This is a genomic window from Amycolatopsis circi, from assembly GCF_003385235.1.
Lineage (GTDB): Bacteria > Actinomycetota > Actinomycetes > Mycobacteriales > Pseudonocardiaceae > Amycolatopsis > Amycolatopsis circi.
Genome location: NZ_PQIA01000075.1, coordinates 1 through 26,401 on the forward strand (window position 1 = coordinate 1; position 26,401 = coordinate 26,401).

The window sequence follows — 26,401 nt, forward strand, 5'->3', positions numbered from 1 at the left end:
CGCCAGGACAAACGCCGCGATCCCGGCCGCTCTAGGCTGGCCGCGTGACCACGGTCCCCGACGAGCCCAAGACCGAGCCCTCCCTGTGGCGACAGGCGCTCACCGTCCCCAACCTGCTGTCGCTGCTGCGGCTGGCGGGCGTCCCGGTGTTCCTCTGGCTGCTGCTCGGCCCGAAAGAGGACGGCTGGGCGCTGGCCCTGCTGATCTTCTCCGCGCTCACCGACTGGCTCGACGGCAAGCTCGCCCGCTGGCTGGACCAGATGTCGCGGCTCGGGCAGCTGCTCGACCCCGCCGCGGACCGGCTCTACATCCTCGCCACGCTCGTCGCGTTCCTGATCCGCGACATCATCCCGTGGTGGGTCGTCGTCCCGCTGGTGCTGCGCGAACTCGTCCTCGGCGTGTGCGTGCTGGTGCTGCGCCGCGGCGGGTTCGCGCCGCCCGAGGTCACCTACATCGGCAAGGGCGCGACCTTCGTCCTGATGTACGCCTTCCCGTTCCTGCTGCTCACCCAGGGCGGCTCGGACGTCGCCGCGGTCGCGCGGCCGATCGCGTACGCGTTCATGGTCTGGGGCGGCGTCCTGTATGTCTGGTCCGGCGCGCTTTACGTCGTGCAGGCGGCTCGCGCGCTGCGCACCCGGTGATGGAAGATTGTCGGCACGAAAGCCAGGACCAGGAAGGGGAGCGGCGTTGACCACTCCGGAAGAACTGCGCTACACCGAGGAGCACGAGTGGGTCGCGACCCGCGAGGGGTCGCTCGTGCGGGTGGGCATCACCGAATACGCGCAGGACCAGCTCGGCGACGTCGTGTTCGTCGAGCTGCCCGAGGTCGGCAAGCAGGTCGGGGCGGGGGACGCCTTCGGCGAGGTCGAGTCCACGAAGAGCGTCTCGGAGCTGTTCGCGCCGGTCGACGGCGAGATCGTGGCGGTCAACTCCGCGGTCGCCGATTCGCCGGAACTCGTCAACTCCGACCCCTACGGCGAGGGCTGGCTCGTGGAGATCCGGCTCGACGACCCGGCCGGTCTCGAGGCGCTGCTCGAGGCCGAGGCGTACCAGGCGCTCATCAAGGGCTGAGCCGCTCCGCCCGGCGCCGGAGCCTCAAGGGGAGCCCGAGGGTTCCGGGCCGGTCGGGCACGGTACGTTGACAGCTGCACGTTCTTGGTCGATGGCAACACTTCATGCGTAGAGGAGAGCTCAGGTGAGCACGAACGACGGGCCCGGCGTTCCCCCGGAGCAGTCTCCGGAGCGGACCTCTGTCTTCCGGGCCGATTTCCTGGCCGACATGGAAGGCCAGCAGGAGTCCGCGCCGGCCGCCGAGGCACCGGTGCAGGGCGTCGACGCCCTTCCGCCGGGTTCCGCCCTCCTGGTCGTGAAGCGCGGGCCCAACGCGGGCTCCCGCTTCCTGCTCGACCGCGACACCACCAGCGCGGGACGGCACCCCGACAGCGACATCTTCCTCGACGACGTCACGGTTTCCCGCCGCCACGCGGAATTCCGGCGCGAGGGCGGGGAGTTCGTCGTGATCGACGTCGGCAGCCTGAACGGCACCTACGTCAACCGCGAGCCGGTCGACCAGGCCGTCCTCGCCGGCGGCGACGAGGTGCAGATCGGCAAGTTCCGCCTGGTCTTCCTGACCGGCCCGGGGCACGGGGGCCAGGGGGCGCAGTGACGGCGGCCGGGCAGCCCGGTCGTCAGGAGGCCCGGCGGGACGGGTTGAGCATCGGGGCGGTGCTCGCGCAGCTGCGCGGGGACTTCCCCGATGTCACGATTTCCAAGATCCGTTTCCTCGAGGCGGAGGGCCTGGTCCGCCCGGGCCGCACGCCCTCGGGGTACCGGCAGTTCGCGCCCGCGGACGTGGAACGCCTGCGGTACGTGCTGTCCGCGCAGCGCGACCACTACCTCCCGCTGAAGGTCATCAAGGAGCAGCTCGACGCGGCCGACGCGGGCGCGCAACCGCCCGTGCCGGTCCCGGCGGCGCCCCAGCTGCCGCGGCGGCTCGTGCCGCTCGGCGACGGGAGCGATCCCGCCGGACTGCCCGCGGCGGCGGACTTCGAGACCGGGCCGGACACCCGGCTCACCCAGGAAGACCTGCTGGAGCAAGCGGGAATCGACGACGCGACGCTGGCCGAGCTGTGCCAGTACGGCCTGCTGCGTCCCGGCGCGGCGGGTTTTTTCGGCCCGGAATCGGTGCTGATCGCCCGCACGGTCAAGGCGATGACCGAATTCGGGCTCGAGCCGAGGCATCTGCGCGCGTTCCGCGCCGCGGCCGACCGCGAGGTCGGCCTGCTGGAGCAGATCGTGACCCCGGCGTACCGGCATCGGGACGCGGACGCGAAAGCCCGCGCGGACCAGGTCGTGCGCGAACTGGCCGCGCTGTCGGTCACGCTGCACACCTTGCTCGTCAAGGCCGGCATCCGCGGCGTCGCCGGCGATTGACGGCGTATGCCCGAGACGCGGTTTCTCTCACTTGTCAATGACTGAACCTCAGCGCCGGGATGCCGTACCGTGAGAGACGGTTCGCGAGACCACGAACCGAGAATGTCCGCTGCGAGCGAGCACAGCGCCCGGATGACGGGTAGCGTCGGAGACAACGGTCGTCAGCCGTCGCCAGCGCTGCGGCCCGTGTGCACGAGAGGGAGGCGAAGCCCGATGAGCGAGATGCGCGTCGTCGGAGTGCGGGTCGAACTGCCCGCCAATCAGCCGATCTTGTTGCTGCGGGAGACCGAGGGCGAGCGGTACCTGCCGATCTGGATCGGCTCGGTCGAAGCCACCGCGATCGCCCTGGAACAGCAAGGCGTCCGGCCCGCCCGGCCGCTCACCCACGATCTGCTCAAAGAGGTCATCGGCGCGCTCGGGCGCGAGCTCGAGCAGGTCGTGATCACCGATCTCAAAGAAGGCACGTTCTTCGCCGAACTGGTCTTCGACGGCGACATCCGGGTCTCGGCCCGCCCGAGCGATTCGGTCGCGCTGGCGCTGCGGATCGGCGTCCCGATCCACGCGGTCGACGCGGTGCTCGAGGAAGCCGGCCTGATCATCCCGGACGAGCAGGAGGACGAGGTCGAGAAGTTCCGCGAGTTCCTCGACTCCGTGTCCCCGGAAGACTTCCGCGGCGCCGACACCTGATCGCCCCTGCCGGCGGTGTCCCGCCGGGCGCTCGCTCACCGTGCGGTGGCGCGGGCGAACAGGTCGGCCAGCTCCCGGCCGTAGCGGTCCAGGTCCACTTCAGGATTCGCGGCGTAGGCGGTCGCGACCCCGTCGACGGCCTGCGCGATCGACAGCGCCACGATTTCCGGCGAAATGTCGCCGAACGCCCCCTCTTCGCGGCCTTGTTCCAGTTGGCGCTGCAGCGCGCCGGTGCGCAATTGCCCGACCATGACGCCGGTCATCGCCCAGCCGTCGCGGTCGTCGGCGTGCGCGGCCATCTCGACCAGCACCCGCTCGCATTGCGGGTAGTCGCGCAGGAACGCGACCGACGTTTCGATGTACGCGCGCAGGTTCGCCGGCCGGTCCGCCGGGTCGACGCCCTCGCTGCGCCGGCGCAGGTATTCCGATTTGGTCTCGGACACCGTGCTCAGCACCGCCTGCATGAGGCCGGCCTTGTTGGTGAAGTGGTACGAGATCAGCCGGGTGCTGCTGAGCCCGGCCCGCTCCTTGATGCGCGCGAAGGTGGTGCGCGCGTACCCGTGGTCGGCGATGGTGGCGATGGTCGCGCCGATGATCTGCGCCCGGGTGGTGGCCTCGGTGACGCTCAGGCCGAGTTCGGCTTGCGTGTCGATGTTTACTTGCATGAGTAACAAGTTACTCCGCTGAGTAAAAAATGGCAATCCCGTACGGCGAACGGGCCAAAGCCTCGACACGGCCTCGAGGTCCGCCGCGCGTCGCGTTGACCGGGTCGCGGCGCAGCCTTACCGTCAAAGGCGGTAAATCGCCACGATGTGATTCGCCGACCCGGCGCGCTCGTGGCAGTTTTCCCCGGCCGATCCCGTTCCTGGGCTCGACCGGCCTGTCGAACGCCCGCCGCGAGGCCGGGCGAGGGGAGGCTTGCGGTGGTCGAGGCTGGTCGTCCGGAGATACCTGCCGGACCTGTCGCCGACGGCGAGCAGGGCGAGCTGTTCCCCGACGCCTCCCTGCCCGACGAGCTGGTCGGCTACCGCGGTCCCGCGGCCTGCCAGATCGCCGGGATCACCTACCGCCAGCTGGACTACTGGGCGCGCACGAAGCTGGTCGCGCCCAGCATCCGGACGGCGCACGGTTCGGGGTCGCAGCGGCTGTACTCGTTCAAGGACATCCTGGTCCTCAAGGTCGTGAAGCGCCTGCTGGACACCGGGGTCTCGCTGCAGAACATCCGGGTGGCGGTGGACCACCTGCGCGTGCGCGGGGTGCGCGACCTGGCGAAGGTCACGCTGTTCTCCGACGGCACCACGGTGTATGAATGCACGTCGCCGGAGGAGATCGTGGATCTGCTCCAGGGCGGCCAGGGCGTGTTCGGCATCGCGGTCAGCGGGGCGATGCAGGAGATCAGCGGCACGATCCACGAGTTCCCGGCCGAGCGCGCCGACGGCGGAGTGGTCGAGGCCGTCGTGCCGGACGAGCTGACCCAGCGCCGCAACGCCCGCCGCACCGGCTGATCTTCCTCCGCGCTAGACTGGGCGCGCGATCGACGAACCCGCGCGGGAGAGACCGGACCGGCATCCCCGGTCCGGCGCCGAAGGAGCAAGTCCTCCCCGGAACCTCTCAGGCACCCTGGACCGCGCGGACGAGACGCCTCTGGAAAGCGCATCGGCAGGGGACCACCAGCCGGTGCCGCCGACGGTGCAAGCCCGCGTATCCACGCGGGTGAAACTCTCAGGCGCCCCTCGGGGTACGGACAGAGTGGGGAGGGCCACGCCGTTCTTTCGGCGTGGCGTGCGCGCCGGTCGAGGTTCAGACCTCCCGGGTGGTCTGAACCTCGTGTCTGTGGTCAAGACCACATCCCGGCGTTTTCGGCGGATCAGCCCGGAATCTTGTCCAGGAAGCCGTGCACCTTGGCGATCCGGCCGTCGGCGATCTCGACGACGTCGAACCCGATCGCGATCGGCTCCGGGGCGCCCGGGGCCGACAGGTGCCACTGGAACCGCGCGAGATCGTGGTGCGCGTCCGGCTCCGCGGGCAGGCTGAAGACCAATCCGGCGAACTGCGCCTGCGCGCCGCCGATGAACCCGTCGATCTCGTCCTGTCCGGCGACCGCGCCGAGGGGATCGGTGTAGGTCGCGCCCGGCGCGAAGACCTCCGAGACGAGCTGGCGCCGCCGCTGGGGGTCGGTCTCGTTCCAGACGTCGACGTAACGGCGGGCGAGGTCGGCGGCGGTCGGTGCGGTGGTGGTCATCGCGGGATTCTCCTTGTGTCGTCCGGGTTTTCGGTGTCCCGGTTTCGGTAGGGCCAAGCTTGTCCGAACGGACGCGGCTGGTCGATTACCCGGGAGGTAACCGGCTGGCCGTGCTAAACCGGGGCATGGACTACGGCCGCCTGGCGATCGACAGGCAACTGGAGAAATTCCGCGAGATCGTGACCCGCAACGAACTGGTGCCGGAAGTGCTCGCCCGCGCGGCGGAGCTGGCTCTTCCCGGCTGGTACCTGACCGCAGGATGCCTCTGCCAGACCGTGTGGAACGTGGTGACCGGACGCCCGCCCGCCGAGGGCATCAAGGACTACGACCTGTTCTACTTCGACGACTCGGATCTCAGCTGGGAAGCGGAAAACTCGGTCATCGAGGAGGGCGCCCGGAGGTTCGGGGATCTCCCGGTCACGGTGGAAATCCGCAACGAGGCGCGGGTGCATCTCTGGTACGAGGACCGCTTCGGCGTTCCTTGCGCGCCGTATCCGTCTACCGAAGCGGCCATCGATTCCTTTCCGTCCACGACGCCCTGTCTCGGGATTCGGCTGGACAGCGGAGGGGAGTGGCAGGTCTACGCGCCGCACGGGTTCGCCGACCTGTTCAACCTCGTCGTGCGGCCCAATCCCGGGCACGCGCCGCGGAGCAGTTACGAGGCGAAAGCCCAGCGCTGGCAAGGACAATGGCCTGCGTTGACCGTCCTGCCGTGGCCCAGTTGACGCGTGCCCCAGGTCAGGCGTAGTTTCGATACGAAACGGTAGCGTATCGAAGGTAGGTTCGCGTGTCGGAGTCGCCAGTCGTCGGCAGGCCGCGTGATGTCCGGAGGGACGCCGCGATTCACGAGGCAGCCTTGGTGCTGCTGACTGAGGTCGGCTACGACCAGCTGTCCATCGAGGCGATCGCGGCGCGGGCAGGCGTTGCCAAGACGACGATTTACCGGCGGTACCGCGACAAAGCGGCCCTCGTCGCGGCGGAGGTGGAGCAGCGGCAGGGCTCCGCTCCGCCCGAGCCCGGGGCCGGGGGACTGCGGGAGAACCTGCTGACCGTCGTGCGGTGGCTGGCGCGCGAGATCGCAGAGCAGGAGATCGGCATGCTGGGCGCGCTGTTCGCGGGCATGCGCAGCGATCCCCGGCTCGCTGACGAGATGCGCCGGATTCTGCGCCGCGACCAAGCGGCGATGGCGGATCGATTGCCGGGCAAGGAACTGGCACCTGGTGCGGCGGCATTGTTCGCCGAGGTCGCGCCAGGGGTGATCGTGCATCGGATCGTTTTTGCCGGAGAGCGGTGCGACGACCAATTCGTGCAGCATCTCGTGGACGACATTCTGTTGCCGTTGCTGCGAAAGCATTGAGGGGAATTCGGACATGATCGTCATCACAGGGGCAACCGGCGCGCTCAACGGGGCGACAGTGGAGCACCTTCTCAAGCTGATCCCGGCGGAGGAGATCGGCGTCAGCGTCCGGGATGTCGCTAAGGCACAGCACTTCGCCGACCGAGGCGTGCGGGTGCGGCAGGGTTCCTATGAGGATCCGGCGGCGCTGCGACATTCCTTTGAAGGAGCCGAAAAAGTGTTGCTGGTGTCCTCGAACGACCCGCACGCGGACGGGGTCAGTTTGCATCGCGCGGGCATCGAGGCGGCTGTAGCGGCTGGGGCGCAACGGATTCTGTACACCAGTCACCAGAATTCCCGAATGGACACTCCTTTTCCTCCGGGGCCGGAGCACGCCGGGACCGAGCGGATCCTGGCTGAGTCCGGGGCCTCGTGGACGGCGCTGCGCAACGGTTTCTATGCGCACAGCCTCGGTTGGCTGCTCGGGAACTGGCGGGAGGACGGGGTGATCAAAGCTCCGGCGGACGGCCCGGTCTCCTGGACCGACCGAGCCGACGCAGCCGAAGCGGCGGCGGTGCTTCTCGCCGGGGACCGGGCGTTCGACGGACCGGTGACTTTGATCGCGCGGCAGGCGGTGACGTTCGACGACGTCGCCGAGATCGCCTCGCGAGTCAGCGGGCGCGAGGTGAAACGCGTGGTCGTGGACGACGAGGAGTGGATCGCGGACGAGCCGGAGGCGATCGGGCGGATGAAGCTCGCGTTCTTCCACGCAGCCCGTCGAGGCCACTTCGCCGAGACGAGTCCGGTGCTGGCGGAGCTTCTCGGTCGCGAGCCGCGCAGTCTTACGCTCCAGGACTGAAAAACTCTCGGCAGAAGGCGCGGAACGTTTCCGCGCGCCGGGTCAGCAGTGGACGGACGGCGAACGGCGTTCCTTCGGAACGAAAGCTCCAACGGCGACCGCTGCACCGAGAGCGTGTAGCCGAGCCCGCGAGCGACTCCGGATGAAACTCACGATGTCCCGGGCGGCTCGCCAGGGTCATTTCGCTGAGACAAGCCCCGTGCTGACCGAGCATCTCGGCCACGAGCCGCGCAGTCTCACGCTCCAGGGCTGAAAAACTCCCGGCAAAAGGCCCGGAACGTCTCCGCACGCCGGGTAAGCCGAGCACCTTCCGCGCGGGCCAGCACAACCGGCGTAGTCGGGACTCGTTCACGCAGCGGACGCACGGCGAACGGCGTCCCCTCGACGGAAAGTTCCAACGGCGGCCGCTGCACCGACAGCGTGTAACCGAGCCCCCGAGCGACCAACGCCCGCGCCAGTTCGAAGCTCGTTGTGCGGTGCGCAACGGGCATCGGCAGGCCGACGGAGGCGAAGACGTCCCGGAAATAGCGTTCCGACGGCGGTACGTCCAGCAGGATGAACGGCTCGCCGGCCAAGGCGCGCAACGAAACCGTCTTGCGGCGCGCCAGGGGATGGTCCGGCGGGAGGAGCGCGCTCGGCGGCTGGTCGTACAGCTTGTCCACCGCGATCCCCGGCACGAGATCCTGCCGGTACAGCACGGCCAGGTCGCAACGGCCGTCCAGCAGGAGGTGCTGCAGGTCCGGCAGGGTGCCCTCGACGAAGGTCACGTCGACTTCCGGATGCCGGGTGCGGAAGGTCGCCAGCGCGGCGGGAACGTGCAGCGGCGCGAGAGGCGCGTAGCAGCCGAAACTCAGGCGTCCGGCGAGGTCCTGGCCGAAGTCGCGGGCAGCGGTGCCGAGTTCGGCGACCGAGGTGAGCACCGCGCGGGCCTCGCCGACGACTTGGCGGCCGGCGTCGGTCAGCGCGGTCGTCCGGCCGGGGCCGCGGAGGATGAGCTGCACGCCCAAAGTCCGCTCCAGCGACGCGATCGCCAGCGACACCGCCGACTGCGACACGTGGCAGCGCTCCGCTGCCGCGGTGAGGCCGCCGGTGTCCGCGACCGCGACCAGATACTCGAGCTGGCGCAACGAGGGAGACATCAGCCCAGCTTATGTCCTTCACCAGAAATGTGAACTGGACCGATGACCGCCGACGCGGCAGGGTCGGAGCATGACCCGGCACAAGCACCCGTTCGTCCCGTACGCGCCGCCGCGGCTGTCCCCGGAGGAAAGCCTCGCGCGCGGGCAGGAGCTGTACCGGCTGCTCGACCGGCGCCGGTCGGTCCGCTGGTTCTCCCCGGACCCGGTGCCGCTCGAAGCGATCGAGACCGCGGTGCGTATCGCGAACACCGCCCCGAGCGGGGCGCACCACCAGCCGTGGACGTTCGTCGCCACCGCCGACCCGGATGTGAAGCACGCCGTGCGCGAGGCGGCCGAGGTCGAGGAGCGGAAGTTCTACCGGGAGCGCAACGCGCCGGACTGGCACGCGGCGCTGGCCCGGCTCGAAACCGACGAGCACAAGGAGTTCCTTGAGGTCGCACCGTGGCTGGTGGTCGCGTTCGCGCAGAAGAGCACGCCGCTGCCGGACGGTTCGCTGCGGAAGAACTACTACGTCAACGAGAGCGTCGGCATCGCGTGCGGCATGCTCATCACCGCGCTGCACACGATGGGCCTGGCGACGCTCACCCACACGCCGAACCCGATGGGCTTCCTCAACGAGGTCTTCGAGCGCCCGGTCACCGAACGGCCGTACATCCTGTTCCCGGTCGGCTATCCCGCGCCGGACTGCGAGGTGCCCGAACTCGACCGCAAACCGCTCGCCGAGGCGCTGGTGGTGCACGCGCCGTTACCCCGGGGGTAATGGTCCGCGGGCGGGCGAGGCCGTAGCGTCGGGCGGGTGACGACTACGGTGAAGGCCCCGGTCGGCGAACTGCTCCGGGAATGGCGCGACCGCCGCCGCATCAGCCAGCTCGACCTCGCGATCTCGGCGGACATCTCGACGCGCCACCTGAGCTTCGTGGAGACCGGCCGGTCCAAGCCGAGCCGGGACATGGTGCTGCGGCTGGGCGAGCACCTCGACATCCCGCTGCGCGAACGCAACCGCCTGCTGCTCGCCGCGGGCTACGCGCCGGCCTACGGCGAGTCCGACATCGGAGCGCCGGAGATGACCGTGATCCGCGAGGCCGTCCGGCGCCTGCTCGCCGGACACGACCCGTACCCGGCGGCGGTAGTCGACCGCGGCTGGAATCTCGTCGACGCCAACCTCAGCCTCGGCGTGCTCACCGAGGGCATCGCGCCGGAGCTGCTGACCGGGCCGGTGAACGTCCTGCGCGCGACGCTGCACCCGGACGGGATGGCGCCGCGGGTGCTGAACCTAGGGGAATGGCGGGCGCATCTGCTGGGCCGCTTGCGCCGCCAGGTCGAGCAGACGGCGGACGCCGGGCTGGCCGAGCTGCTGGAGGAGCTGCTGGGCTATCCCTGCGCCGACGAGGTCCCCGAGGTGGAGATTCCCGGCCCGGGGGACATTTTCGTGCCGCTGCGCTACCGGCACGGGGATCTGGAGCTGACGTTCTTCAGCACGGTCGCGACGTTCGGGACTCCGCTGGACGTGACGGTCGCCGAGCTGGTGATCGAGTCGTTCTACCCCGCCGATCCGGCGACGGCGGCCTTTCTGCGCGAGCGCGTGACCGGCTGAGCGCCGCTACGATCGGAGCCATGCGGGCGTTCGTGGTGACCGGGCCGGGGGAGGCCGGTCCGGCCGAGGTGCCGGATCCGGTCGCCGGGGTCGGCGAGGTCGTCGTCGACGTGGAGCGGGCCGGGGTGTGCGGCACCGACGTCGAATTCTTCACCGGCGAGATGCAGTACCTCGCCGACGGCCACGCCCGGTACCCGATGCGGCTCGGCCACGAATGGTGCGGCACGGTGTCCGAGGCGGGCCCCGGGGTGCACCCCGCGTGGATCGGCCGCCGGGTCACCGGCGACACGATGCTCGGCTGCGGGGACTGCCGGCGCTGCCGGGGCGGTCATCAGCACGTGTGCGGGAACCGGCAGGAGGTCGGCATCCGCGGCGGCCGGGCCGGAGCGCTGGCCGAACGCCTCGCGGTGCCGGTGCGTTCGCTGCACGAACTGCCGGAGACGTTGGATCCCGTCGCGGGTGCGCTGGTCGAACCGGGCGGCAACGCGTGCCGTGCGGCGCGGGCGGCCGCGGGGGAGCGAGTGCTCGTTCTCGGACCGGGGACGATCGGATTGCTCACCGCGCTGTTCCTCCAGGCCGCGGGCAGCGAGGTGCATCTGGTGGGCGCCACGCCGTGGTCGGTGGAATTCGCGCGGAGCTTGGGTTTCTCCGCCGGGACGAGCGTTCCGAAGCCGCCGTTCGACGCGGTGGTCGACGCGACCGGCGATCCTGCGGCTCCCGCACTCGCGGCCGAGGTCGTCGAACCGGCGGGCCGGATTGTCTACATCGGACTGTCGGGTCGGCCGAGCCTGCTTGACACGCGGATGTTGGCGTTGAAGGACGTCACCGCGATCGGCGTGCTGAGCGGGTCGCCGGGCTTGGCGCAGGCGATCGACGCGTACGCGGCCGGAGAGGTCGATCCGCGGCCGCTGGTGGCGGCGACGGTCGGGTTGGGCGAGGTCGCGGCGGTTCTCGGCGGGGAGCGTCCGCCCGGGGCGCCGAAGATCCACGTCGACCCTCGCCGGTAACCAGGTTGCTCGGCGGGCGCGGAAACGAGAGGGTCGGGGCATGAGTGCCGACCTGACTTTCCGCCAGCCGACCGAAGACGACCACGCCCGCGTGCTTGCCGCGCTGGGGCCGTGGTGGGGCGGGTTGAAGGGCGAAGCCGGGGCGAAGGAGCGGGCGTTGCTGGTGCCGCGCCTGTATTTTCAGCATTTCACCACGACGAGCCGCCTGGTCGAGCGTCCGGACGGGACGCTGGCGGCGTTCCTGATCGGCTTCGTCTCGCAAACCGACCCGGACACCGCCTACATCCACTTCGTCGGCGTCGACCCGGAACTGCACGGGCAGGGGATCGGCCGGTCGCTGTACGAGTGGTTCTTCGGCCGGGTGCGGGAATCGGGGGTGCGGAAGGTCAAATGCATCACGAGCCCGCAGAACACCGCTTCGCGCGCTTATCACGCCCGGCTCGGGTTCGAGGTTTCCGAAGTGCTTCCGGACTACGACGGGCCTGGGCTGGACCGGGTCGCTTACACCCTCGACCTGGCCGACGAAGCGGCCTGACATCGGACGTCGCGCTGCAGTCGTTGCGGCGGGGTCACTGGCCTTGCTGTGACGCAGCGGCGTGGGAGCCGAGGTCGTCGAGGGTGAGCGGGTGCCGGGGCGGGTGGTCCAGCACGATCCGCCGGGTCGCGGTCTGGTCCGGGCCGACGTGCAGGAGTTCGCCGGACCGGAGGTTCTGCCAGGCAGGGTCCTCGTCCATCCGTTCGCTGGCGACGACGACGGCGCGACGGTCGACGAGGCTGCTGGACCGGGCCCGGATTCGCCCGGCGGTGCTGGTGTGTTCGAGATGGCGGTTGCCGTGCGGTCCGCCGGGGCAACGCTGCAGCACGTAGAGGTCGTGCGTGTCCGGGTAGCGCAAGGCCCACAGCTCGGTCGGTGTGGTGAGAATCAGGTTGATCGCGTACACGGGCAGGTTGGCGGCAGCCCAGCGGGCGGCCGCGGCGATCCCGGCGCTGACATTTCCGTGGTGGGCTTCGGTTTCCTTGGTGACGAGGGCGAAAAACCGTTCGGACGGGGTGATCGGCAACGTGATCTTTTTCGTCGGAAGTGTGCTGTTCCTGTCGAACGCGACCGAGGTGCTCGCGATCTGGCTGTTCATCGTCGGGTCGTTCGGGATGATGCTGGGCGCGATCGGCCAAGCGGTCTACATCCACGAGCGGCATCGGCTCAACGGAGCCCCGGGGGCACGCGACCGGACGCCCTCGCGGAGCTGAAAGCCGGTGTGCTTTCCGGCTGCGAAGTCGCAGCTCAGCGTCGGGCGAACGCCTCCTCGCCTGCCCGTACCCGCGCAGGCTCCAGCAGCGAGCGTTGCCGGTCCGCGCGGACGAGGAGCCCTTCGAAGTCCACGTCGGGCAGTCGCTTGCCCAGGTTCGCCGTGTCCCGCAGCGTGGTCCAGAGGATTTTCTTGCCCTCGATCCCCATGGCCAGCGCTTCAAGTTCCCAGAACCGGCTCAGCGGCGAGTACGAGGCGATCCGGCCGTTCGGCTTGAACCGCCCGAGCCGCTCGGCCGCGACCGCGAACGCGGCCTTGACCGAGTTCGCCCGCACCTGCAGAGCCAGCATGACGCCGCGGAACGTCTCCACGTCTTCGGCGATCGCCGACGCCAGTTCGCGTAGCGGCACCTCGAACTCGGTGCCCCGGTTGTTGCGAGCGGCCCGGCGCGCCAGTTCTCGCCACGCCAGACCCATGGCCAGCTGGTCGTTGAGGTAGATCCCGAGCAACGTCTCCATGCCGCCGGACATACCCGGTGCGGGCGCCGGTAACCGGGACGCGGCGGCCCAGCGCCCTCTGCTGGGGGCGGCCCGGGTCGAGAACTTGGCTGCTGAGCGCTCTACTCTGGGGAGGGGGAGGCAGCGATGGATGCTGGTTCGAGCGGGCGCGGCTGGCGAAGTTCGTCGGTCCGGCTTTTCTGTGCGTGGTGTTGTCCGCCGTGTTCTCGGTGTTCTTGATGGTGACGATGTACTTTTTGCCGTTCACCCTGCCGACCTTGCTGGCACTGGTGACGTGCATCGCCGCCGCCTATCTGTGGCGCGGGGACAAAGCGCGGGCATTGGCCGCGGTGCTGACGATTCCGGGTACTGCCGCGCTGACGGGCGTGTATCTCTGTTCGGTGCTGTGAAACGTCCGGCGCTCGTCGGTCGGCTGCCGAAGTTGTCCGCGCATTCGGCGGCGAATTCGTCGAACCCGATGAATTCAAGACACGCGGCGACGGTCACCGGGCGAGGCTCAGTCGCGACCGGTGCGCTCCTGCAACTGGTCGATCAGCCGGGACGCATCCGCCTTCGAGAGGTTGTCCGGGACTGTTTCGCCCGCTTCCTGGGCGAGGGTGTCCAGGTATGACTGTTGCGGCCCGGTCATCGGCTCGTCCCCGGTCGTCCAGTCGTCGGGGTCCTTCTCGGGGTTGGGCTGGACCTGGTCCATCAGCACACTCCTTCGAACATGTGTTCTCTTCCGCTTCGACGGTACCTCGGAGGTACGCCTCGTGCAGGTCGGGTGCGGGAGAGACCGGCTGCGGCGAGATGCGCGGTGGCGGAGAATGAGGGTGGTGGGGGAGACAGCCGAGATCTGGGGGCCGTTCGGTGGCAGGCGGGGTCGTCGTCGGGCTTGTGGGCGCGGTGCTGCTTGGAGCGCTGACTACGGTTCCGTGGTGGCTCGCAGCGGTGGCGGGCGGAGCGTGCGCGGTCATGGGGTGCTGGGCGGTGCGTACGATGTCGCGGGCGCAGTTGCGCCTGGCGCGGGAGCTGGTCGGCGACGCGGTGTCGCTGCGCCAGGTGCGGCTGGCCTCGCGCGCCGCGGAGTTCGGCCGGATCCCCGACGATCCGGTCGAGTACCGGCTCGCTGTCGCATTCGCCGAGCGCAGCCTGCGCGATGCGCGGAAGAACCGGCTGGGGATGACGGCGATGCTCGCCTCCGTAGCCGCGATCGATCTCGTGTCCCTGGGGACCCGGGGTCTTTGTGGACGGTGGCCGGTTTCAGCTTGGCCGCTGTGGTGACATTCACCGGGCCGCGGCTGCAAGCCAGACGCTTGGCGCGGCTGCGTAACTCGCCGCTCTCGGCGCGCTGAAGCCGGGCGAGCAGCCGCTCCGGCGCTGGCCTGTCCCGGGCTGCGGCTGTGCCTGTTCCACTGACGAGTGCGATTAGCCGCCACGGCAGTGGGTAACCAGGGAATGTGGTTGTTTCCCCCATCGCCGTCCTGGACATCGACGGCACGCTCATAGATTCCAATTACCAGCACGCCCTCGCCTGGTACCGGGCGCTGCGGTCGGTAGACGCGGTGTACCCGGTTTGGCGGCTGCACCGGCTGATCGGGATGGGCGGCGACCAGCTCGTCACCGCGGTCGGCGGCGAGGAGTTGGAGCGCCGGGCGGGCGAGCGGGCCCGGGAGCAGCAAGGCAAGGAGGTCGACGCGCTGATCGAGGAGATGACGCCGCTGCCAGGCGCCCGCGATCTGCTCGTGGCCATCAAGGAGCGCGGCCACCGGCTGGTGCTCGCCAGTTCGGCACAGCAGCGCCATGCGGACATCTTCCTGGACAAGCTCGACGCCCGCGACCTCGCCGACGACTGGACCACCAGCGCCGACGTCGAGGCGTCCAAGCCAGCCCCGGACCTCCTGCATACGGCACTGAAGAAGCTGGGCGCGCCGCCCGACGCGTCAGCGGTGATGGTCGGCGATTCGGTATGGGATGTCGAAGCGGCGAAACGAGCCGGAATGCCCGCGATCGTCGTCCGCTCCGGCGGCTTCGGAGACGACGAACTCCGGGAGGCTGGTGCCGTCGCCCTCTACGACACCCCGGGTGATCTCGCGAAGGCGCTGGACGACACGCCGCTCGCCTGACGCGTCCCGCCGCCGGAGCCTGCCCGGCCTCGTCCTAGCTAAGCATGGCGGTGCCTGCGGTGTCGAAGCTGATGCTGTGGATGGCGACGTCTCCGTATGCGTTGCCGCAGCCGCGTCCTTCGCCGTCCAGGTAGAGCCCGGGGGCGGTCTCGGTCGCGCCGGGGGAGCTGGTGGCGTGGCGATAGTGGCCGGGGTGCAGCCGTTGCCCGGACGGCGGGCTGAGGAACACTTGCCAGTTCAGGGAATTCAGCGGTCCGTTCGGGTGCCCGACGAGGAGGAAGCGGATCGCGGTGTTGCTCCAGTAGTTCTGCAGGATGAAGTCGCCGTCGGCGGCGGTGAAGTGTCTTGTCTGTCCTTGGCCCAGGTAGTCGCCGATGCTGAGGCGGTCGAGCTCGGCGAAGAACGCGTACTCCCGCCTTCAGCGAAGCCGAGAGCAGGAGTACGCGTAAACCGCGAACTTGCTTATCTGGTCACTTATGAGTCTTGCGCAGCACGAACCTCAAGGCGAAGCCCATCACCACTGTTCCAAAAACCGCCAGAATGATCAGTACCGGCCAGTTCGGCGGAATCTGAAGCGCAAAATAGAAGAAAGCAGCAACAATCACCATGAGAATGACTGCACATTTCCACATATACTTCTTTTTTTCTTCCATTGTGGGCTCAGGGCGTTCCATTATGCCGCCTCTCAAGGTTCACGGTGTGTGGCCATCAGTGCTGCGCTTACTGGCCGCGCTTATTCCTATCGACGAGTCAGAGACTTCGTTATCTTGCCGCTCACGCCACCTAAGACCGATCCGAAGATGCCGCCGACAGCACCACTAATGAAACCGTCCCGAACTTCACCGGAATTGCCTCCGCCGATCAGTGCGCCGGCGCCACCGCCAAGTCCGCCAATCAGCGAACCATACGCCACACCCGCGATGATGCAACCGATGCCGCCGGTTGCGAAGCAAGCAGCACCGGTGAGGCCAGCTGCCGCCCGCCCGCCGACCGCACTGCCAATATCTGTTCCCAAGTTCACCAGGGAGTAGGCGCCGGTGGGGTCGCTGTTGTTGATGGGGTCGTTGTTGGCGTAGGCGTAGTGGTTGGTTTCTTGTGCGGTGGGGTCGGGGGTGAGGAAGCGGCCCCAGCCGGGGAAGTACCAGCGGTAGCCCAGGAGCATGTCGACGCCGTACTGGTATTGGCCGAGGTAGTGGAACGGGTTGTCTCCGGCGTTGGGTCCGGTGGCGGTGCTGCCGCCGTAGGGGTCGTAGCGGTAGGTCGCTGCGACGGCGCCAGTGGTGGAGATCAGGGCGACGACGCTGCCCTGGTAGTCGGTGACGACGTTGTAACGTGCCCCCGCACCGGTTTTCTGGGTGACTATCGCGCCTTTGGGGTCGCGGGCGAGGCTGGTGCGGGCACCGTTGTGAATGGTTTGGGTCAGGCCGAGTGCGGTGGTGGTGAACCGGTCGGTCGTGGTGCCGCCGCCGGTGGTGTAGGCGAGCTGGTGCGGCTGGGTTTGGTCGAGCGTGTCGTAGCTGGCGGCGAAGCTGTTGCCGGCGGCGTCGCTACCGGAGACAAACTGGCCGGTGTCGCTGTAGTTATTGGTTTCGCTGGGATTGGCAGAGCCGGTGAGATTGCCGGCGGCGTCGTAGCTGCGCGCGCGGCCGTCGTTGACGAGTTCGTCCGCGGCGTTGTAGGTGAAAGTGGTGGCACCGAGCTTGGTCATGTTGCCGGCGTTGTCGTAGGCATAGTTCGTGGCCGCAGCCGTCGTGAGGCGCTGCAGGGTGTCGTAGGCGTAGGTGGTGGTGCCGGTGGCGTCGGTTTTGGACTGCATCTGGTCGGAGTCCGCGCCGTTCGAGCGGGTGTAGCTGTAGGTGGTCTGCAGCAACTGGGTGCCAGCGGCGTTCTTGACCGTCAGGCTGGTTTGGCGGCCGGAGTTGTCGTAGCCGTTGGTCTGGGTTCCGGCTCCGGGCCAGGTGGTGCTGGTGCGGCGGTCGGCGTTGTCGTAGCCGAATGTCGTGGTCTGCCCGAACGGGTCCGCCAAGGAGGTGAGCCGGTTCGCCGCGTCGTAACCGTAGACGTTTTGGCCGCTGGGGTCGGTGGTCGAGGTGAGGTTCCCGGCGAGGTCGTAGCCGTAGGCGACGTGCTCGTCAGGGCTCGCGTCGTCGCTGCGGGTGTCGGACAGCAGCTGGCCGCCGGTGTCGTAGCCGAAGACGTGGGTGGCGGTGGCGGTGTCGCGGCGGGTGAGGCTGCCGTTGTTGTCGTAGGCCGCGGCCTGCAGGACGACGCCGTCGCGGTGGCGGGTGACGGACACGACCCGGTCGAGTTTGTCGTAGCCGTAGTCCAGCCGAATCCCGCGCCCGTCGGTCACCGACGCGACGCGCGACAGCGAGTCGTAGGTGTAGCGGGTGGCGCCCAGCGGGGTGGGCGGGGTGACGGCGGCGAGGTTTCCGGCGGTGTCGTAGTCGTAGCGGGTGACGTGTCCGTTGCCGTCGACGCTGGTCGAGACCTGTCCGAAGGGCTGGGTGTAGGTGAGGATCTGCAGGTCGGCGTTCAGGCCGTCGGAGCGGATCTTCGTGACGTTCCCGGCGTTGTCGTAGCCGCGGGAGATCTTGTCTCCGGCCGGGTCGGTGACCGTGGTCGGCAGGTGCGGGTGCGCCGTATCGGTGTAGCCGACGCCGGTCTTCGCGCCGGTCGGCAACTGGGTGCCGATCAGGTTGTTGAGCGGGTCGTAGCTGTTGGTGGTGTTGTTGTTCAGCCCGTCGGTCGTGGTCTGGACGTCGCCGTTGGCGGTCCAGGACGCTTGCTGCTGGTGTCCGAGCGCGTCGGTGGCCGAGGTCTGGCGACCTTGGACGTCGTATTTGTAGGTCGCGGAGTGCGCGTTCGGGTCGGTCTCGGTGGTCTGCCCGCTGCCGTAGCCGAACGTGGTTTTGACCTGCCCCGACTGGCGCGGGAATTTCACCTCGGTGACCCGGTGGGAGGCGTCGTAGGCGAAGCTGTAGGCGGCGCCGTTGGGGTCCTGGATCGACGCGAGATCGCCCGTTGGCGTCCAGGTCAGGTGCATCGAGGCGCCGGAGCGGTCGGTGAAGTCGGTCAGCTGGGCGGCGTTGTTGTAGCGGTAGGTCGCCGCCGTGGTGCCGGTCGGGTCGGTGATCGCCGAGACGAGACCGTTGGCGTAGCCGAAGGTCGTGACCCGGCCCTGGGTGTCGGTGATCGAGGCGGTGGTGCCGTCGGAGTTGTAGCGCGGGGTGACGGTGTTGCCGTTGCGGTCGGACTCCGAGGTCAGCCAGCCCGCGGGGCTGAACGTCCAGGTTTCGTTGGAGCCGTTGAACGTCAGCAGGTATTTCCCGCCGGGAGCTTTGGTGAGTTCGGCATGCACGCCGGGCGCCGGGGTGTAGCTGCCGTCAGCCTGGTGCGTAAACGTGGCGCAGTAACCGGAATCGCCGTGCAGCACGACGTCCGCGCCGGTGAAGGTCAGGCCGACGTCCTGGCCGTGGCTGAGCGTCCAGCCGGCGCCGAAGCTGCCGGTGCCCGGACGCTGGTTGTTGTACACCTGCGACAGGGACAGGTTTTCCCCGGTGCCCTTGACCGTCAGCTGCCGTTGCGTGAGGCTCAGGTTCCCGTCGTGGGTATTGACCAGCGCTTCCATCCGGTCCGAAATCTTGAACCGCTCCAACGGATACTGCGGCAGCAACCCGGTTTCCTGCGCCCCGCACGCCGACACCGCAGCCGCGGCCGCGCCCGGCCGGTAGCCCGGTCGCCAGTTCGCGGTCGGCGGCTGGCCGCCGGTCGGGGTTTTGTTCACTGTAGAAGGCGGCGTCCACGCCGTCATCGGCGGCGCGACGGTGCGCGGCGCGGCGGACGCCGCGTGCGGTACAGCGACCACCAGCGCCCCCAAAGTCACGGCGGAAACCGCCAACGCAGATCTGTGCCTCATATTCTTCCCCTCGAACGAAATGAGTGCAGCACGAACCGCGCCGGAAACACATCGGACCCGAGGTCTACAGGCCCTGCACGGCACCAGACGGCGCGGCGGAACACGATCATGCAAACGGCTTCATCGCCGCCGACGCTTGCTTCGTGACAGCAACATGATCGAAAAGACTGAAATGCACCTTTATGTCACCCCGGCGGAGCAACAGCAGTGGACTGGACCTCTCTGGTCGGTAAAGGACCCCATGAGGCGGGGTCGGGCAGGCGCGGTTGCGGATTTCGTAGTGAGGCGAGGAGTTCGCTGCAATTGGCATCGCACAGGTATCGTGAGGTGCAGACCAATTCGGTGCGAGTGCGATGATTCGACCGACGATCTTAAGCGGGGGGGAGTGCCCATCGGGAGGTGCAATCCGGATCGGACCTCCCGTTCGAAAACGAACCGGCGGTTCGGGCGAACTTCGTTTTCGACGCGGGAGAGACAGCGTCCGCTGGCTCAGAAGCTTTGGTGCTCAGGGAGTTTATGCTGTTGCCACTCTGCGAAGTGCATCCCGGCCGGAAGAAAGTGCTGACGACCGCCAGGTCAGCTATCGGAGGGCTCCGCGAGTCGCAGTCTCATTCCGTTTTGAGCGGTTCGAGGAAGTCCGCGACGGAGGCGGACACCGCGTCGGGTGCCAGTTCGGCCATGTGGTGACCGGAGTCGATGCCGTGCCCTCGCACGTCTTCGGCCCAGTCTCGCCAGATTCGCAGGGGATCGCCGTAGAGGTCTTCCAGGTCGTCGCGCAGGGACCACAGGACGAGCACCGGCTGCTTGAGCGTGCGGCCGGCGGCGCGGTCGGCGAGTTCGTCTCGGTAGTCGATGGTCAGGCCGGCGCGGTAGTCCTCCAGCATGCCTCGGACCACCTCTGGATCTCGGGTCGCCGCGCGCCATTCGGCGTGGTTTTCGCGGCCCATCTTTTCGGGGTCGCCGTGGTACCACGAGTCCGGGTCGGCGTTGATCACGCGCTCCGGGGTTTTGAGCTGAGCGAAGAAGAACCAGTGCCACCACGAGGTCGCGAATTGCGGAGTGAGCCGGCCGAGGTGCTCGCTGATCGGCAGGCAGTCGGCCAGCACCGCCCGGAGCACCCGGTCCGGGTGGTCGAGGGCCATGCGGAGGGCGAGGTAGCTGCCCCGGTCGTGCCCGACCACGGCGAACTGTTCGTGGCCGAGCGCGCGCATCACCGCCAGCAGCCGGCGTGCGCTTGCCCGTTTGGAGTGCGGCTCGTGGTCCTCGGCGGGTTCCGGCTTCCCGGACCGGCCGTATCCGGGGAGGTCGGCGCATACGACGGTGAATCCGCGCTCCACCAACTGAGGTGCGACCCAATGCCAGGTCGCGGAAGTGCGGGGATGCCCGTGCAACAGCAAGACCGGCGGCCCGCTTCCCGCGTGCCGCACGAAAACGGGGCAACCGGCACCGTCGACCGTCTCGGTCGTGAATCCGTCGAACATGAGTCTATGGTCCCAGCTTCCCTTGCGGCACGCCGTTTACGCGGGAACGAACGGCTTTGGCCGGGTCAGTGCAAGGGATCCGATGCCCGTGTTCCGGTATTCCAGCGAAGAATCCGTGCCCTACAAGGAAAATAGTGAGCTTGACATCGGGGCTGGGCTGGTCATCGGCGGCGTTTCCGGCGATAGAGCACAGAGATGACCGGCACGGCCAAGATGCCCAGCGACAGCACGATGATGATCACGATGCCCACGATGTCGCCGTTCGGCAGCAGAGGCCGGAGCACGAACGTGTAGAGAGCCCACCAAGCGGCGTAGAAGAGTACCCGCACCGCAAGGCCGCGCCATCGGTGTGTCCTGGGAGAAGCCATGGTCACCCCCGAGCCAGATAATCCTGGGTGCCCGCGCCCACCGCGGCGATGCCTGCTTTGTCGTCCTGCCGACCGGCCGGCACCACCACCGCTGTCGTGGGCGCCTCGGCGAGAATCCGTTCCAGCCCGTCGAGACCGGCCGCGTCCGGCAGTTGCATGTCCAGCAGGACACAGTCGGCCAGTCGGGTCCGGGGAGAGCGCCAGCCACGGTCGACACTCGTTCCAGGGTCACGTTTTCGGCGATCTCCGCGACGTCGAGAAGCATCTCCTCGACCAGCAGCGCGTCGCCGTCGTCGTCCTCGATCAGGAGGACGCGCAGTTGTTCCTGCCTCGGGCCCGGAGACGGTGGCTGCTGCCCGCCATGACGCACTGCGTCCGGTGCCACCGCCATCCCCTCCCGCCATGAACTCGACCCTGACCAGGCCTAAGCAATGCGATCAGGAAGCGACTCGCCGCCGCCCGGCGCGAACGACTGGTGTGCGGCCGACCGGGATTTATCCCTACGGCCGGAAGAGAACCGCGACCGGCTGCGGGCGCGTCGGCACCGCGCCGGTTTCGTGGAACTCTCGATTCGGAATGCGCTGCGGTGTACCAGGTTGTTTTCGATTCTGGCCCGGTTAAACGTGACAAAGGCCATGTCTGTCATTCGGGACGGCTTAGCCCGTTTGCCAGCCGATTGTGCGCGGGAATGCGTCGTCGCGGACGCAGCGCCCCGTCCCGGGGTCCCATCCCTCGGCATTCCCGAAGTCGGCCAGATAGCCGAGAACCGCGCCGGGACTGACGGTGAAGGCGCGCGAGACCGTGGTCAGGGAGATGCCCTTCCGAAGGGTGCTCAGCGGGCTTCGATGACGGTCCGGAACTGCTCGGCGGCCCGCTCGACCTTCTTCTGCCTCGCGGCCAGCAGCGACGCGACCGCTTCTCCCAGTTTGCCCGCCGGGGGCTCGTACTCCAGGGAGATCTCGACGCCGGTGCGGCCGTCGCCCTTGTCGTCGAATCGGACTACGCCGGAGTTGCGCACGTCCGGATCCGCGTCGTCCACAGTGGTCCACGCGATTTTGCGCGGCGGCGCGTCCTCGGCGATCCGGGCCTCCCATTCCACTGTGGACCCCGCCGGGCCGTCGACCTTCCAGCGGGTGCGCGTCTCGTCGCCCTCCACCGCCTCGACCGAGCGGACGTCGGAGAACAGTTCCGGCAGCCGCGTCAGGGGCCGCCACCAGTCGTAGCAGGCCTGGGCGGGGGCGTTGACCTCGACGTAATGCGCTGCAGCAGCCATGTCGCCTTTCCTCGGAGATTCTGCGGAGTCTTGCCGAGTTCTCCGGCTACCCGGGCGGACCGGGGAACAAACGCGCCGGGCGTGCCGTGCTTCTGAGGAAGATCGTCCCGGGTAAGCTTTTTCCTCGGTGCGTTAAGCAGGCAGCGTCCACAACCCGCTGGCTGTGGCGTGCCCGGCGCCCGGTCCAGCCCGCTCCAAGGAGTGCGTGTGGCGACCGCCGAGTGCCGAACATCTCGTTCACCGCAGCGAGGCACAGACAAGTCCGACCCGAACATCGCCGGGTCCTTCTCCGTGCGAAACGCGGGCGTGCGGCTGCCGTGACGGACCTGAAGATCACCCCTCGGCAGGTCGGGGACGCCGTGGTGCTGACGGTGCCGGACCAGTTGGCGGCGACGAGCCCGGCGCAGCTCGTCGAGGCTCTGCACGCCGCGGGCAGCGGCGTCTCGTCCGGAACGCGCCTCTTGGTCGATCTGCGGAGTGTCGGCTCGTTGACCGGCTGGCTGGCGCGGACGCTGGTCTCGTTCGCTCGCGATCGCGACTGCGTGCTGGTGGCGGACCCGGAGCGGGCGGGGTCCGTTTTGGACGGTGCCGATCCCGATGCCGCCGTCCGGCGGGCCGCCTCGTTGGGGGAGGCGCTCGGGGGAGCGCCGCAACCGTTCACGGCGAGCGGTTCGGTGAGTTCGCTGGCATTCGACAGCGACGATCTCGCTCGGACTGAGGCGTTCCTGAGCAGTGCGTACGCGCCGATGCGGATCGGCAGCGACACCGGGCACGCGGGCACGCACCTCAGCCGGCACGCGGTGGACGGGCTGAGCGCCGACCGGCTCGACCTGTCGTTCGAGATGAGCTACGACGTCGAGCCGCTGGGAGCCATCTGCCTGTGCGACTTGGAATCGGGCACGATCGAGGACCACCGCGTGGACGGCTGGGCGGAAACGGCGACGTTCGGGCCGGGGGATTTGGTGTCCTTCTCGTCTCCGGACCGGCGTTACACCGGCCGGGTCGTGCGAGCGAAGTACAGCGTCACGATGTTCGATCCGGCTCTGCTGAGCCAGGGCGCCGGCGTCGACCGGCCGGTGCGGCTGCTCGGCCACCGGCCGGTCGACGCCAGTGCGGCGCAGCATCTGCGGTCTGTCGTCGCACATCTGCGCGACGACGTCCTCGGCGTGCCCGGCGTCGGGGAGAATCCGCTTGCCGTGGCGACGGTGTCCCGCTATCTCGCTGTGGCCGTGCTGAACGCGTTCCCGCACACGGCGTCCGACGAGCGGGCCGGAGACGGGCTCGACGCCCATTCGCAGACGCTCCGCCGCGCGATCGCGTTCATCGAAGCCAACCTCGACCGGCCGGTCGACATCGCGGACATCGCGGCGGCGGCGCGGGTTTCGGCCAGGGCAGTGCAACTGGCCTTCCGAAGACATCTCGGCAGCACCCCGATGGCGTACCTGCGCCGGGCTCGCCTCGACCGGGCCCGGGCGGAATTGCGGGCTGCGGTGCCCGAGCAGGACACGGTCGCCCGAATTGCTGCCCGATGGGGCTACGCCCCCAGCGTGTTCGCTGCGCACTACCGGGCTGCCTACGGCGAACCGCCGTCGGCGACGCTGTACCGGGACACGTCCCCGCGGCTTCGTTTTTCCGGCAGCCGGAGCTTCGTTCGGACGGCGAACGAGCAGGAAAGCGAAAACGGGGTGGCGAAAACAAGCCTCTCGACCACCGGCCGGGAAGGCACCTCGCCGAAAGCCGGACCTGTCTCGCCGCCCGGCGAGCCGGACCGGGATGCCCTGGGCCAGTTCGCCTCGCTCGCCAGGATGTCCGCGAGGTCGGCGACCGACGCGCTGCAACAGGTCGTCGACGCGGCCGCGGCAGTCGTCGCGGGCGCGGACCTGGTCAGCGTGACGGTGCTCGCGTCCGACGGCCGGTTCGGCACTGCGGCGCGGACCGGCAAAGCAGCCGCCGAACTCGACCGGATCCAATACCGCGGCGGCGAAGGCCCCTGTGTGGAAGCGGCTCGCGCGGACGGACCGGGTTGGGTCGCCAGCTCGGACCTGACCGCCGAGACCCGGTGGCCCCGGTTCACCGCCGCCGCGACCGCGCTCGGCTGCCGCGCCGTGTTTTCCGCCCGGCTCCCGGAAGGTCCCGGCCCGGACCGGTTGGCAGGAGCCTTGACCGTTTACTCCCGCAGCCTGGACGGCCTGACCGAGTCCGACCGCCGCGCCGCGGTGCTGCTGGCGTCGCACGCGTCGCTGGCACTGGCGAACACGCACCTGAGGAAGCTGGCCGACGTGCGCCGCGCCCAGTTCGCCCGTGCCCTCGACACGCGGGACGTCATCGGCCAGGCCAAGGGCATCTTGATGAACCGGGAGGGCCTCACCGCCGACGAGGCGTTCGACCTGCTGCGCCGGACGTCTCAGGAGCTGAACGTGAAGCTGGTCGACTTGGCCCGGACGCTCGCCGGGCGGCACGGGGAACTCGACGGGAGGTGACTGGTGCCCGCGGCGTGCTGACCGGAATCTCGTTGCCGGTGAGTGTTTTCGGCGACCGCTCCGGTGAAATGAGCCAAGAGGTTCTCAAGGCGCAGCGCCGCGCCGGCCGAGCGGACCAGCCGGTTGACCATGAGCAGGGCGGCCAAACCCGCTAGTCGCAAAGGACAGTCCGCCGCAGCCGAGGCGGACAGCGCGGCAATCCGGTTGCGCGGCTGCCATTTCCCGGGTCTTCACTCGGTGCCGCTCGGTGCGCAAAGCCATCTCGGCGAGACGCGCTCCGGTGCTTTCCGCCAGCCGCTAAGCCTGCCTTCGCGCAAGCTCCCCGGATACTCGCCCGCAGCGGGACGCAAACGTCTTTTCGCCGGGCAGCGCCCCAAGCGGCTCCGCCGGCCGCGAGTCTCGACCGGCGGAGCCTGGAGCCGGGTCTCCTGCGCGCCGAAGACCAACCCTGGTCACCGGCTACCCGTTCGTCGGGAATTCACGCGCCCCGTCCGGGTTCAGACGTCGAGTTCCTGGTGCCGCTGGGTCACCGTGTGCGCGAGGTCGACGAGTTTGACGTTGAGGTCCTGGGACGTGCGGCGCAGGATGTCGAACGCCGCGTCGGCCGAGATCCCGCGGCGGTTCATCAGGATGCCCTTGGCCTGGCCGATGAGGTCCCGGCTGTCGACGGCGCGCTTGAGATGGATTTCCTTGAGCGCGGCCGCGGTGTGCGCGGCGGATCCGGAGAGGGCGAGCGAGGCGTGGGAAGCCAGGACGAGCGCGTTGTCGACGGCGTCGTCGTCGAAGGCTCCGGCCCGGCGGCTGTAGAGGTTGATCGCGCCGGGCGGCAGGTCGGATTTGAGATCCGGCAGCAGGGTCGCGGCCAGCAGGGAGCCGAACCCGAACTCCCCGGCGCGCCTGCCGAATTCGGGGAACGCCTCCGAATGCGGGAGGTTGTTGGCCAGCGCGTGCCCGGGCCGTCCCTGCAGCGCGGCCTCCAGGCACGGTCCTTCGCCGGTCTGGTACTGGACGCGGTCCAGCTCCTCGGCGGCCGGGTCCGTGCTGACCGGGGTGTGGAACCCGCCGTCGGCCGAGCGCAGGGTGATGCTGGCCAGATCGGCCTCCGGGACGATCCGCAGCGCGGCGGACACCACGCGCTCCATCGCTTCGTGCAGGGAGTCCGTGCCGAGCAGCAGTACCGCGAGCGCGCCGAACCGCTGCGCCAGCGGCCCTTCGGCGGCCACGCCGCTGCGGGCCCAGCCCTCGACGACCGGTTCGGCGCAGAACGCGATCCGGTCCGCTTCCCAGTCTTCGGCGTCTCTCGTGCCCACCTCGGTCACCGCGGCCTCCTCTTTTCCCTGGCCGCCACCAGGCAGCGCACCGCCGAACTTTACCGGCCCGCGAAACCGGACCGGCAAACTGACGGCCAGCGCCTCAGCGTGTCGGCGCGGGCGGCGAGGTCGAGGAGGGACGCCGCACCCGGCGAGCCTCGTGACAGAACGGCGGCCGGAACCGAAGTCCCGGCCGCCGTCGTGGTGGCGAGGTCAGTCCTTCACGCCCTTGACGGCGTCTTTGACCTTTTCTCCCGCCTGCTTGAGGGCGCCCTTCGCCTTCTCCGCTTTCCCCTCGGCCTGCCACTGCTCGTTCCCGGTGGCGTCGCCGAGCGCTTCCTTGGCCTTTCCCTTGATCTCTTCGGCCTTGTTTCCGGCGGTATCGCTCATGTCTATTGCCTCT

33 protein-coding genes and 1 riboswitch are annotated in these 26,401 nt (G+C 69.0%); of the genes, 18 read left to right on the top strand and 15 right to left on the bottom strand.

All coding sequences use genetic code 11. The features are described 5' to 3' along the window. The first annotated feature begins 44 nt into the window (after nucleotides 1–44). The 5 genes from clsA to D0D37_RS27765 all read left to right on the top strand — a co-directional run bounded on the left by clsA (nucleotide 45) and on the right by D0D37_RS27765 (nucleotide 3,120). Nucleotides 45–641, top strand: coding sequence for a cardiolipin synthase ClsA (gene clsA, locus D0D37_RS27745; protein ID WP_116203539.1), 597 nt, complete (start codon nucleotides 45–47; stop codon nucleotides 639–641). Between the two features lie 46 nt (nucleotides 642–687). Continuing rightward, nucleotides 688–1,071: a glycine cleavage system protein GcvH gene (gene gcvH / locus D0D37_RS27750; protein ID WP_116203540.1), complete on the top strand. Its 384-nt coding sequence runs from the start codon at nucleotides 688–690 to the stop codon at nucleotides 1,069–1,071. Between the two features lie 124 nt (nucleotides 1,072–1,195). Continuing rightward, on the top strand, nucleotides 1,196–1,666 hold the full coding sequence (gene garA / locus D0D37_RS27755; RefSeq protein ID WP_009078859.1) for a glycogen accumulation regulator GarA: 471 nt from the start codon (nucleotides 1,196–1,198) through the stop codon (nucleotides 1,664–1,666). Further along, nucleotides 1,663–2,433 (top strand): transcriptional regulator FtsR, encoded by a 771-nt coding sequence (gene ftsR / locus D0D37_RS27760; protein WP_162834504.1) that lies wholly within the window; start codon nucleotides 1,663–1,665, stop codon nucleotides 2,431–2,433. Before garA ends, ftsR begins: the two co-directional genes overlap by 4 nt. Before the next feature lie 213 nt (nucleotides 2,434–2,646). Then, nucleotides 2,647–3,120 (top strand): bifunctional nuclease family protein, encoded by a 474-nt coding sequence (locus D0D37_RS27765; protein WP_009078856.1) that lies wholly within the window; start codon nucleotides 2,647–2,649, stop codon nucleotides 3,118–3,120. Between the two features lie 35 nt (nucleotides 3,121–3,155). Here D0D37_RS27765 and D0D37_RS27770 read toward each other — a convergent pair whose 3' ends face one another. After that, complete coding sequence (locus D0D37_RS27770) at nucleotides 3,156–3,785, bottom strand: TetR/AcrR family transcriptional regulator (RefSeq protein WP_116203542.1); 630 nt, start codon at nucleotides 3,783–3,785, stop codon at nucleotides 3,156–3,158. A gap of 258 nt (nucleotides 3,786–4,043) precedes the next feature. On the opposite strand from D0D37_RS27770, the gene D0D37_RS27775 reads away from it, so the two are divergent. Beyond that, nucleotides 4,044–4,625, top strand: a complete 582-nt coding sequence (locus tag D0D37_RS27775) for a MerR family transcriptional regulator (protein WP_116203543.1) — start codon at nucleotides 4,044–4,046, stop codon at nucleotides 4,623–4,625. Nucleotides 4,626–4,658: 33 nt separating this feature from the next. Then, a riboswitch (glycine riboswitch) is annotated at nucleotides 4,659–4,758 on the top strand. Nucleotides 4,759–4,987: 229 nt separating this feature from the next. Here the strand turns inward: D0D37_RS27775 and D0D37_RS27780 are convergent. Then, nucleotides 4,988–5,362, bottom strand: a complete 375-nt coding sequence (locus D0D37_RS27780) for a nuclear transport factor 2 family protein (RefSeq protein WP_116203544.1) — start codon at nucleotides 5,360–5,362, stop codon at nucleotides 4,988–4,990. Nucleotides 5,363–5,487: 125 nt separating this feature from the next. Between D0D37_RS27780 and D0D37_RS27785 the strand changes: the two genes are divergently transcribed. The 3 genes from D0D37_RS27785 (at nucleotide 5,488) to D0D37_RS27795 (ending at nucleotide 7,557) form a co-directional block, all read left to right on the top strand. Further along, nucleotides 5,488–6,087, top strand: coding sequence for a nucleotidyltransferase family protein (locus D0D37_RS27785; protein ID WP_116203545.1), 600 nt, complete (start codon nucleotides 5,488–5,490; stop codon nucleotides 6,085–6,087). A gap of 62 nt (nucleotides 6,088–6,149) precedes the next feature. Continuing rightward, a complete protein-coding gene (locus tag D0D37_RS27790) occupies nucleotides 6,150–6,719 on the top strand; it encodes a TetR/AcrR family transcriptional regulator (RefSeq protein ID WP_116203546.1) in 570 nt (189 codons plus the stop codon). Between the two features lie 13 nt (nucleotides 6,720–6,732). Then, nucleotides 6,733–7,557, top strand: a complete 825-nt coding sequence (locus D0D37_RS27795) for an NmrA family NAD(P)-binding protein (RefSeq protein WP_116203547.1) — start codon at nucleotides 6,733–6,735, stop codon at nucleotides 7,555–7,557. A 236-nt stretch (nucleotides 7,558–7,793) separates the two neighbouring features. Here D0D37_RS27795 and D0D37_RS27805 read toward each other — a convergent pair whose 3' ends face one another. After that, on the bottom strand, nucleotides 7,794–8,696 hold the full coding sequence (locus D0D37_RS27805) for a LysR family transcriptional regulator (RefSeq protein WP_116203548.1): 903 nt from the start codon (nucleotides 8,694–8,696) through the stop codon (nucleotides 7,794–7,796). A 70-nt stretch (nucleotides 8,697–8,766) separates the two neighbouring features. Here D0D37_RS27805 and D0D37_RS27810 point away from each other — a divergent pair, with 70 nt between their 5' ends. Genes D0D37_RS27810 through D0D37_RS27825 form a run of 4 tightly spaced genes read left to right on the top strand, consistent with a single transcriptional unit; the run spans nucleotide 8,767 to nucleotide 11,832 of the window. Beyond that, on the top strand, nucleotides 8,767–9,456 hold the full coding sequence (locus D0D37_RS27810) for a nitroreductase family protein (RefSeq protein ID WP_116203549.1): 690 nt from the start codon (nucleotides 8,767–8,769) through the stop codon (nucleotides 9,454–9,456). A gap of 36 nt (nucleotides 9,457–9,492) precedes the next feature. Beyond that, nucleotides 9,493–10,290, top strand: a complete 798-nt coding sequence (locus tag D0D37_RS27815; RefSeq protein WP_116203550.1) for a helix-turn-helix domain-containing protein — start codon at nucleotides 9,493–9,495, stop codon at nucleotides 10,288–10,290. Nucleotides 10,291–10,310: 20 nt separating this feature from the next. Beyond that, nucleotides 10,311–11,297 carry a zinc-dependent alcohol dehydrogenase gene (locus D0D37_RS27820; protein WP_116203551.1) on the top strand — a complete coding sequence of 329 codons (987 nt, stop codon included), beginning with the start codon at nucleotides 10,311–10,313 and terminating at the stop codon, nucleotides 11,295–11,297. After that, nucleotides 11,188–11,832, top strand: coding sequence for a GNAT family N-acetyltransferase (locus D0D37_RS27825; RefSeq protein ID WP_279630337.1), 645 nt, complete (start codon nucleotides 11,188–11,190; stop codon nucleotides 11,830–11,832). The genes D0D37_RS27820 and D0D37_RS27825 overlap by 110 nt, the downstream gene beginning before the upstream one ends. A gap of 34 nt (nucleotides 11,833–11,866) precedes the next feature. Here D0D37_RS27825 and D0D37_RS27830 read toward each other — a convergent pair whose 3' ends face one another. Next, nucleotides 11,867–12,358, bottom strand: coding sequence for a class II glutamine amidotransferase domain-containing protein (locus D0D37_RS27830; RefSeq protein ID WP_244223692.1), 492 nt, complete (start codon nucleotides 12,356–12,358; stop codon nucleotides 11,867–11,869). 1 nt (nucleotide 12,359) lies between these two features. Between D0D37_RS27830 and D0D37_RS27835 the strand changes: the two genes are divergently transcribed. Next, nucleotides 12,360–12,545, top strand: coding sequence for a YrhK family protein (locus D0D37_RS27835; protein WP_244223693.1), 186 nt, complete (start codon nucleotides 12,360–12,362; stop codon nucleotides 12,543–12,545). A gap of 34 nt (nucleotides 12,546–12,579) precedes the next feature. Here the strand turns inward: D0D37_RS27835 and D0D37_RS27840 are convergent, their stop codons facing one another. Next, nucleotides 12,580–13,062 (bottom strand): hypothetical protein, encoded by a 483-nt coding sequence (locus D0D37_RS27840; protein WP_116203575.1) that lies wholly within the window; start codon nucleotides 13,060–13,062, stop codon nucleotides 12,580–12,582. 188 nt (nucleotides 13,063–13,250) lie between these two features. Here D0D37_RS27840 and D0D37_RS27845 point away from each other — a divergent pair, with 188 nt between their 5' ends. Continuing rightward, nucleotides 13,251–13,451, top strand: a complete 201-nt coding sequence (locus D0D37_RS27845; protein WP_162834505.1) for a hypothetical protein — start codon at nucleotides 13,251–13,253, stop codon at nucleotides 13,449–13,451. A 107-nt stretch (nucleotides 13,452–13,558) separates the two neighbouring features. Here the strand turns inward: D0D37_RS27845 and D0D37_RS27850 are convergent, their stop codons facing one another. Continuing rightward, nucleotides 13,559–13,753, bottom strand: a complete 195-nt coding sequence (locus D0D37_RS27850) for a DUF3072 domain-containing protein (RefSeq protein WP_162834506.1) — start codon at nucleotides 13,751–13,753, stop codon at nucleotides 13,559–13,561. A 278-nt stretch (nucleotides 13,754–14,031) separates the two neighbouring features. Between D0D37_RS27850 and D0D37_RS27855 the strand changes: the two genes are divergently transcribed. Together D0D37_RS27855 and D0D37_RS27860 are read left to right on the top strand one after the other, a co-directional pair. Further along, nucleotides 14,032–14,325 (top strand): hypothetical protein, encoded by a 294-nt coding sequence (locus D0D37_RS27855; RefSeq protein ID WP_162834507.1) that lies wholly within the window; start codon nucleotides 14,032–14,034, stop codon nucleotides 14,323–14,325. 176 nt (nucleotides 14,326–14,501) lie between these two features. After that, the gene (locus tag D0D37_RS27860) at nucleotides 14,502–15,167 is read left to right on the top strand and encodes an HAD family hydrolase (protein ID WP_116203556.1); all 666 of its coding nucleotides are present in this window, start codon (nucleotides 14,502–14,504) and stop codon (nucleotides 15,165–15,167) included. Between the two features lie 34 nt (nucleotides 15,168–15,201). Here the strand turns inward: D0D37_RS27860 and D0D37_RS27865 are convergent, their stop codons facing one another. The 7 genes from D0D37_RS27865 to D0D37_RS27890 form a co-directional block, all read right to left on the bottom strand. After that, entirely contained in the window at nucleotides 15,202–15,396 is a 195-nt protein-coding gene (locus tag D0D37_RS27865) for a hypothetical protein (RefSeq protein ID WP_116203557.1), read from the bottom strand. Nucleotides 15,397–15,637: 241 nt separating this feature from the next. After that, entirely contained in the window at nucleotides 15,638–15,841 is a 204-nt protein-coding gene (locus D0D37_RS46880) for a hypothetical protein (RefSeq protein WP_162834508.1), read from the bottom strand. Nucleotides 15,842–15,906: 65 nt separating this feature from the next. Beyond that, nucleotides 15,907–19,053, bottom strand: coding sequence for an RHS repeat-associated core domain-containing protein (locus D0D37_RS27870; RefSeq protein ID WP_244223694.1), 3,147 nt, complete (start codon nucleotides 19,051–19,053; stop codon nucleotides 15,907–15,909). A gap of 641 nt (nucleotides 19,054–19,694) precedes the next feature. Then, nucleotides 19,695–20,567 (bottom strand): alpha/beta fold hydrolase, encoded by an 873-nt coding sequence (locus D0D37_RS27875; protein WP_116203559.1) that lies wholly within the window; start codon nucleotides 20,565–20,567, stop codon nucleotides 19,695–19,697. A gap of 161 nt (nucleotides 20,568–20,728) precedes the next feature. Further along, on the bottom strand, nucleotides 20,729–20,935 hold the full coding sequence (locus tag D0D37_RS46885; protein ID WP_162834509.1) for a hypothetical protein: 207 nt from the start codon (nucleotides 20,933–20,935) through the stop codon (nucleotides 20,729–20,731). Nucleotides 20,936–20,937: 2 nt separating this feature from the next. Next, the gene (locus tag D0D37_RS48125) at nucleotides 20,938–21,093 is read right to left on the bottom strand and encodes a response regulator (RefSeq protein WP_244223695.1); all 156 of its coding nucleotides are present in this window, start codon (nucleotides 21,091–21,093) and stop codon (nucleotides 20,938–20,940) included. Between the two features lie 674 nt (nucleotides 21,094–21,767). Then, on the bottom strand, nucleotides 21,768–22,208 hold the full coding sequence (locus D0D37_RS27890; protein WP_116203560.1) for an SRPBCC family protein: 441 nt from the start codon (nucleotides 22,206–22,208) through the stop codon (nucleotides 21,768–21,770). Between the two features lie 317 nt (nucleotides 22,209–22,525). On the opposite strand from D0D37_RS27890, the gene D0D37_RS47515 reads away from it, so the two are divergent. Next, nucleotides 22,526–24,688, top strand: coding sequence for an ANTAR domain-containing protein (locus D0D37_RS47515; protein WP_208720172.1), 2,163 nt, complete (start codon nucleotides 22,526–22,528; stop codon nucleotides 24,686–24,688). A 497-nt stretch (nucleotides 24,689–25,185) separates the two neighbouring features. Here D0D37_RS47515 and D0D37_RS27905 read toward each other — a convergent pair whose 3' ends face one another. Both D0D37_RS27905 and D0D37_RS27910 read right to left on the bottom strand, forming a co-directional pair. Continuing rightward, nucleotides 25,186–26,007 carry a GAF and ANTAR domain-containing protein gene (locus D0D37_RS27905; protein ID WP_244223696.1) on the bottom strand — a complete coding sequence of 274 codons (822 nt, stop codon included), beginning with the start codon at nucleotides 26,005–26,007 and terminating at the stop codon, nucleotides 25,186–25,188. 204 nt (nucleotides 26,008–26,211) lie between these two features. After that, complete coding sequence (locus D0D37_RS27910; RefSeq protein WP_116203561.1) at nucleotides 26,212–26,388, bottom strand: CsbD family protein; 177 nt, start codon at nucleotides 26,386–26,388, stop codon at nucleotides 26,212–26,214. Between the last annotated feature and the right edge of the window lie 13 nt (nucleotides 26,389–26,401).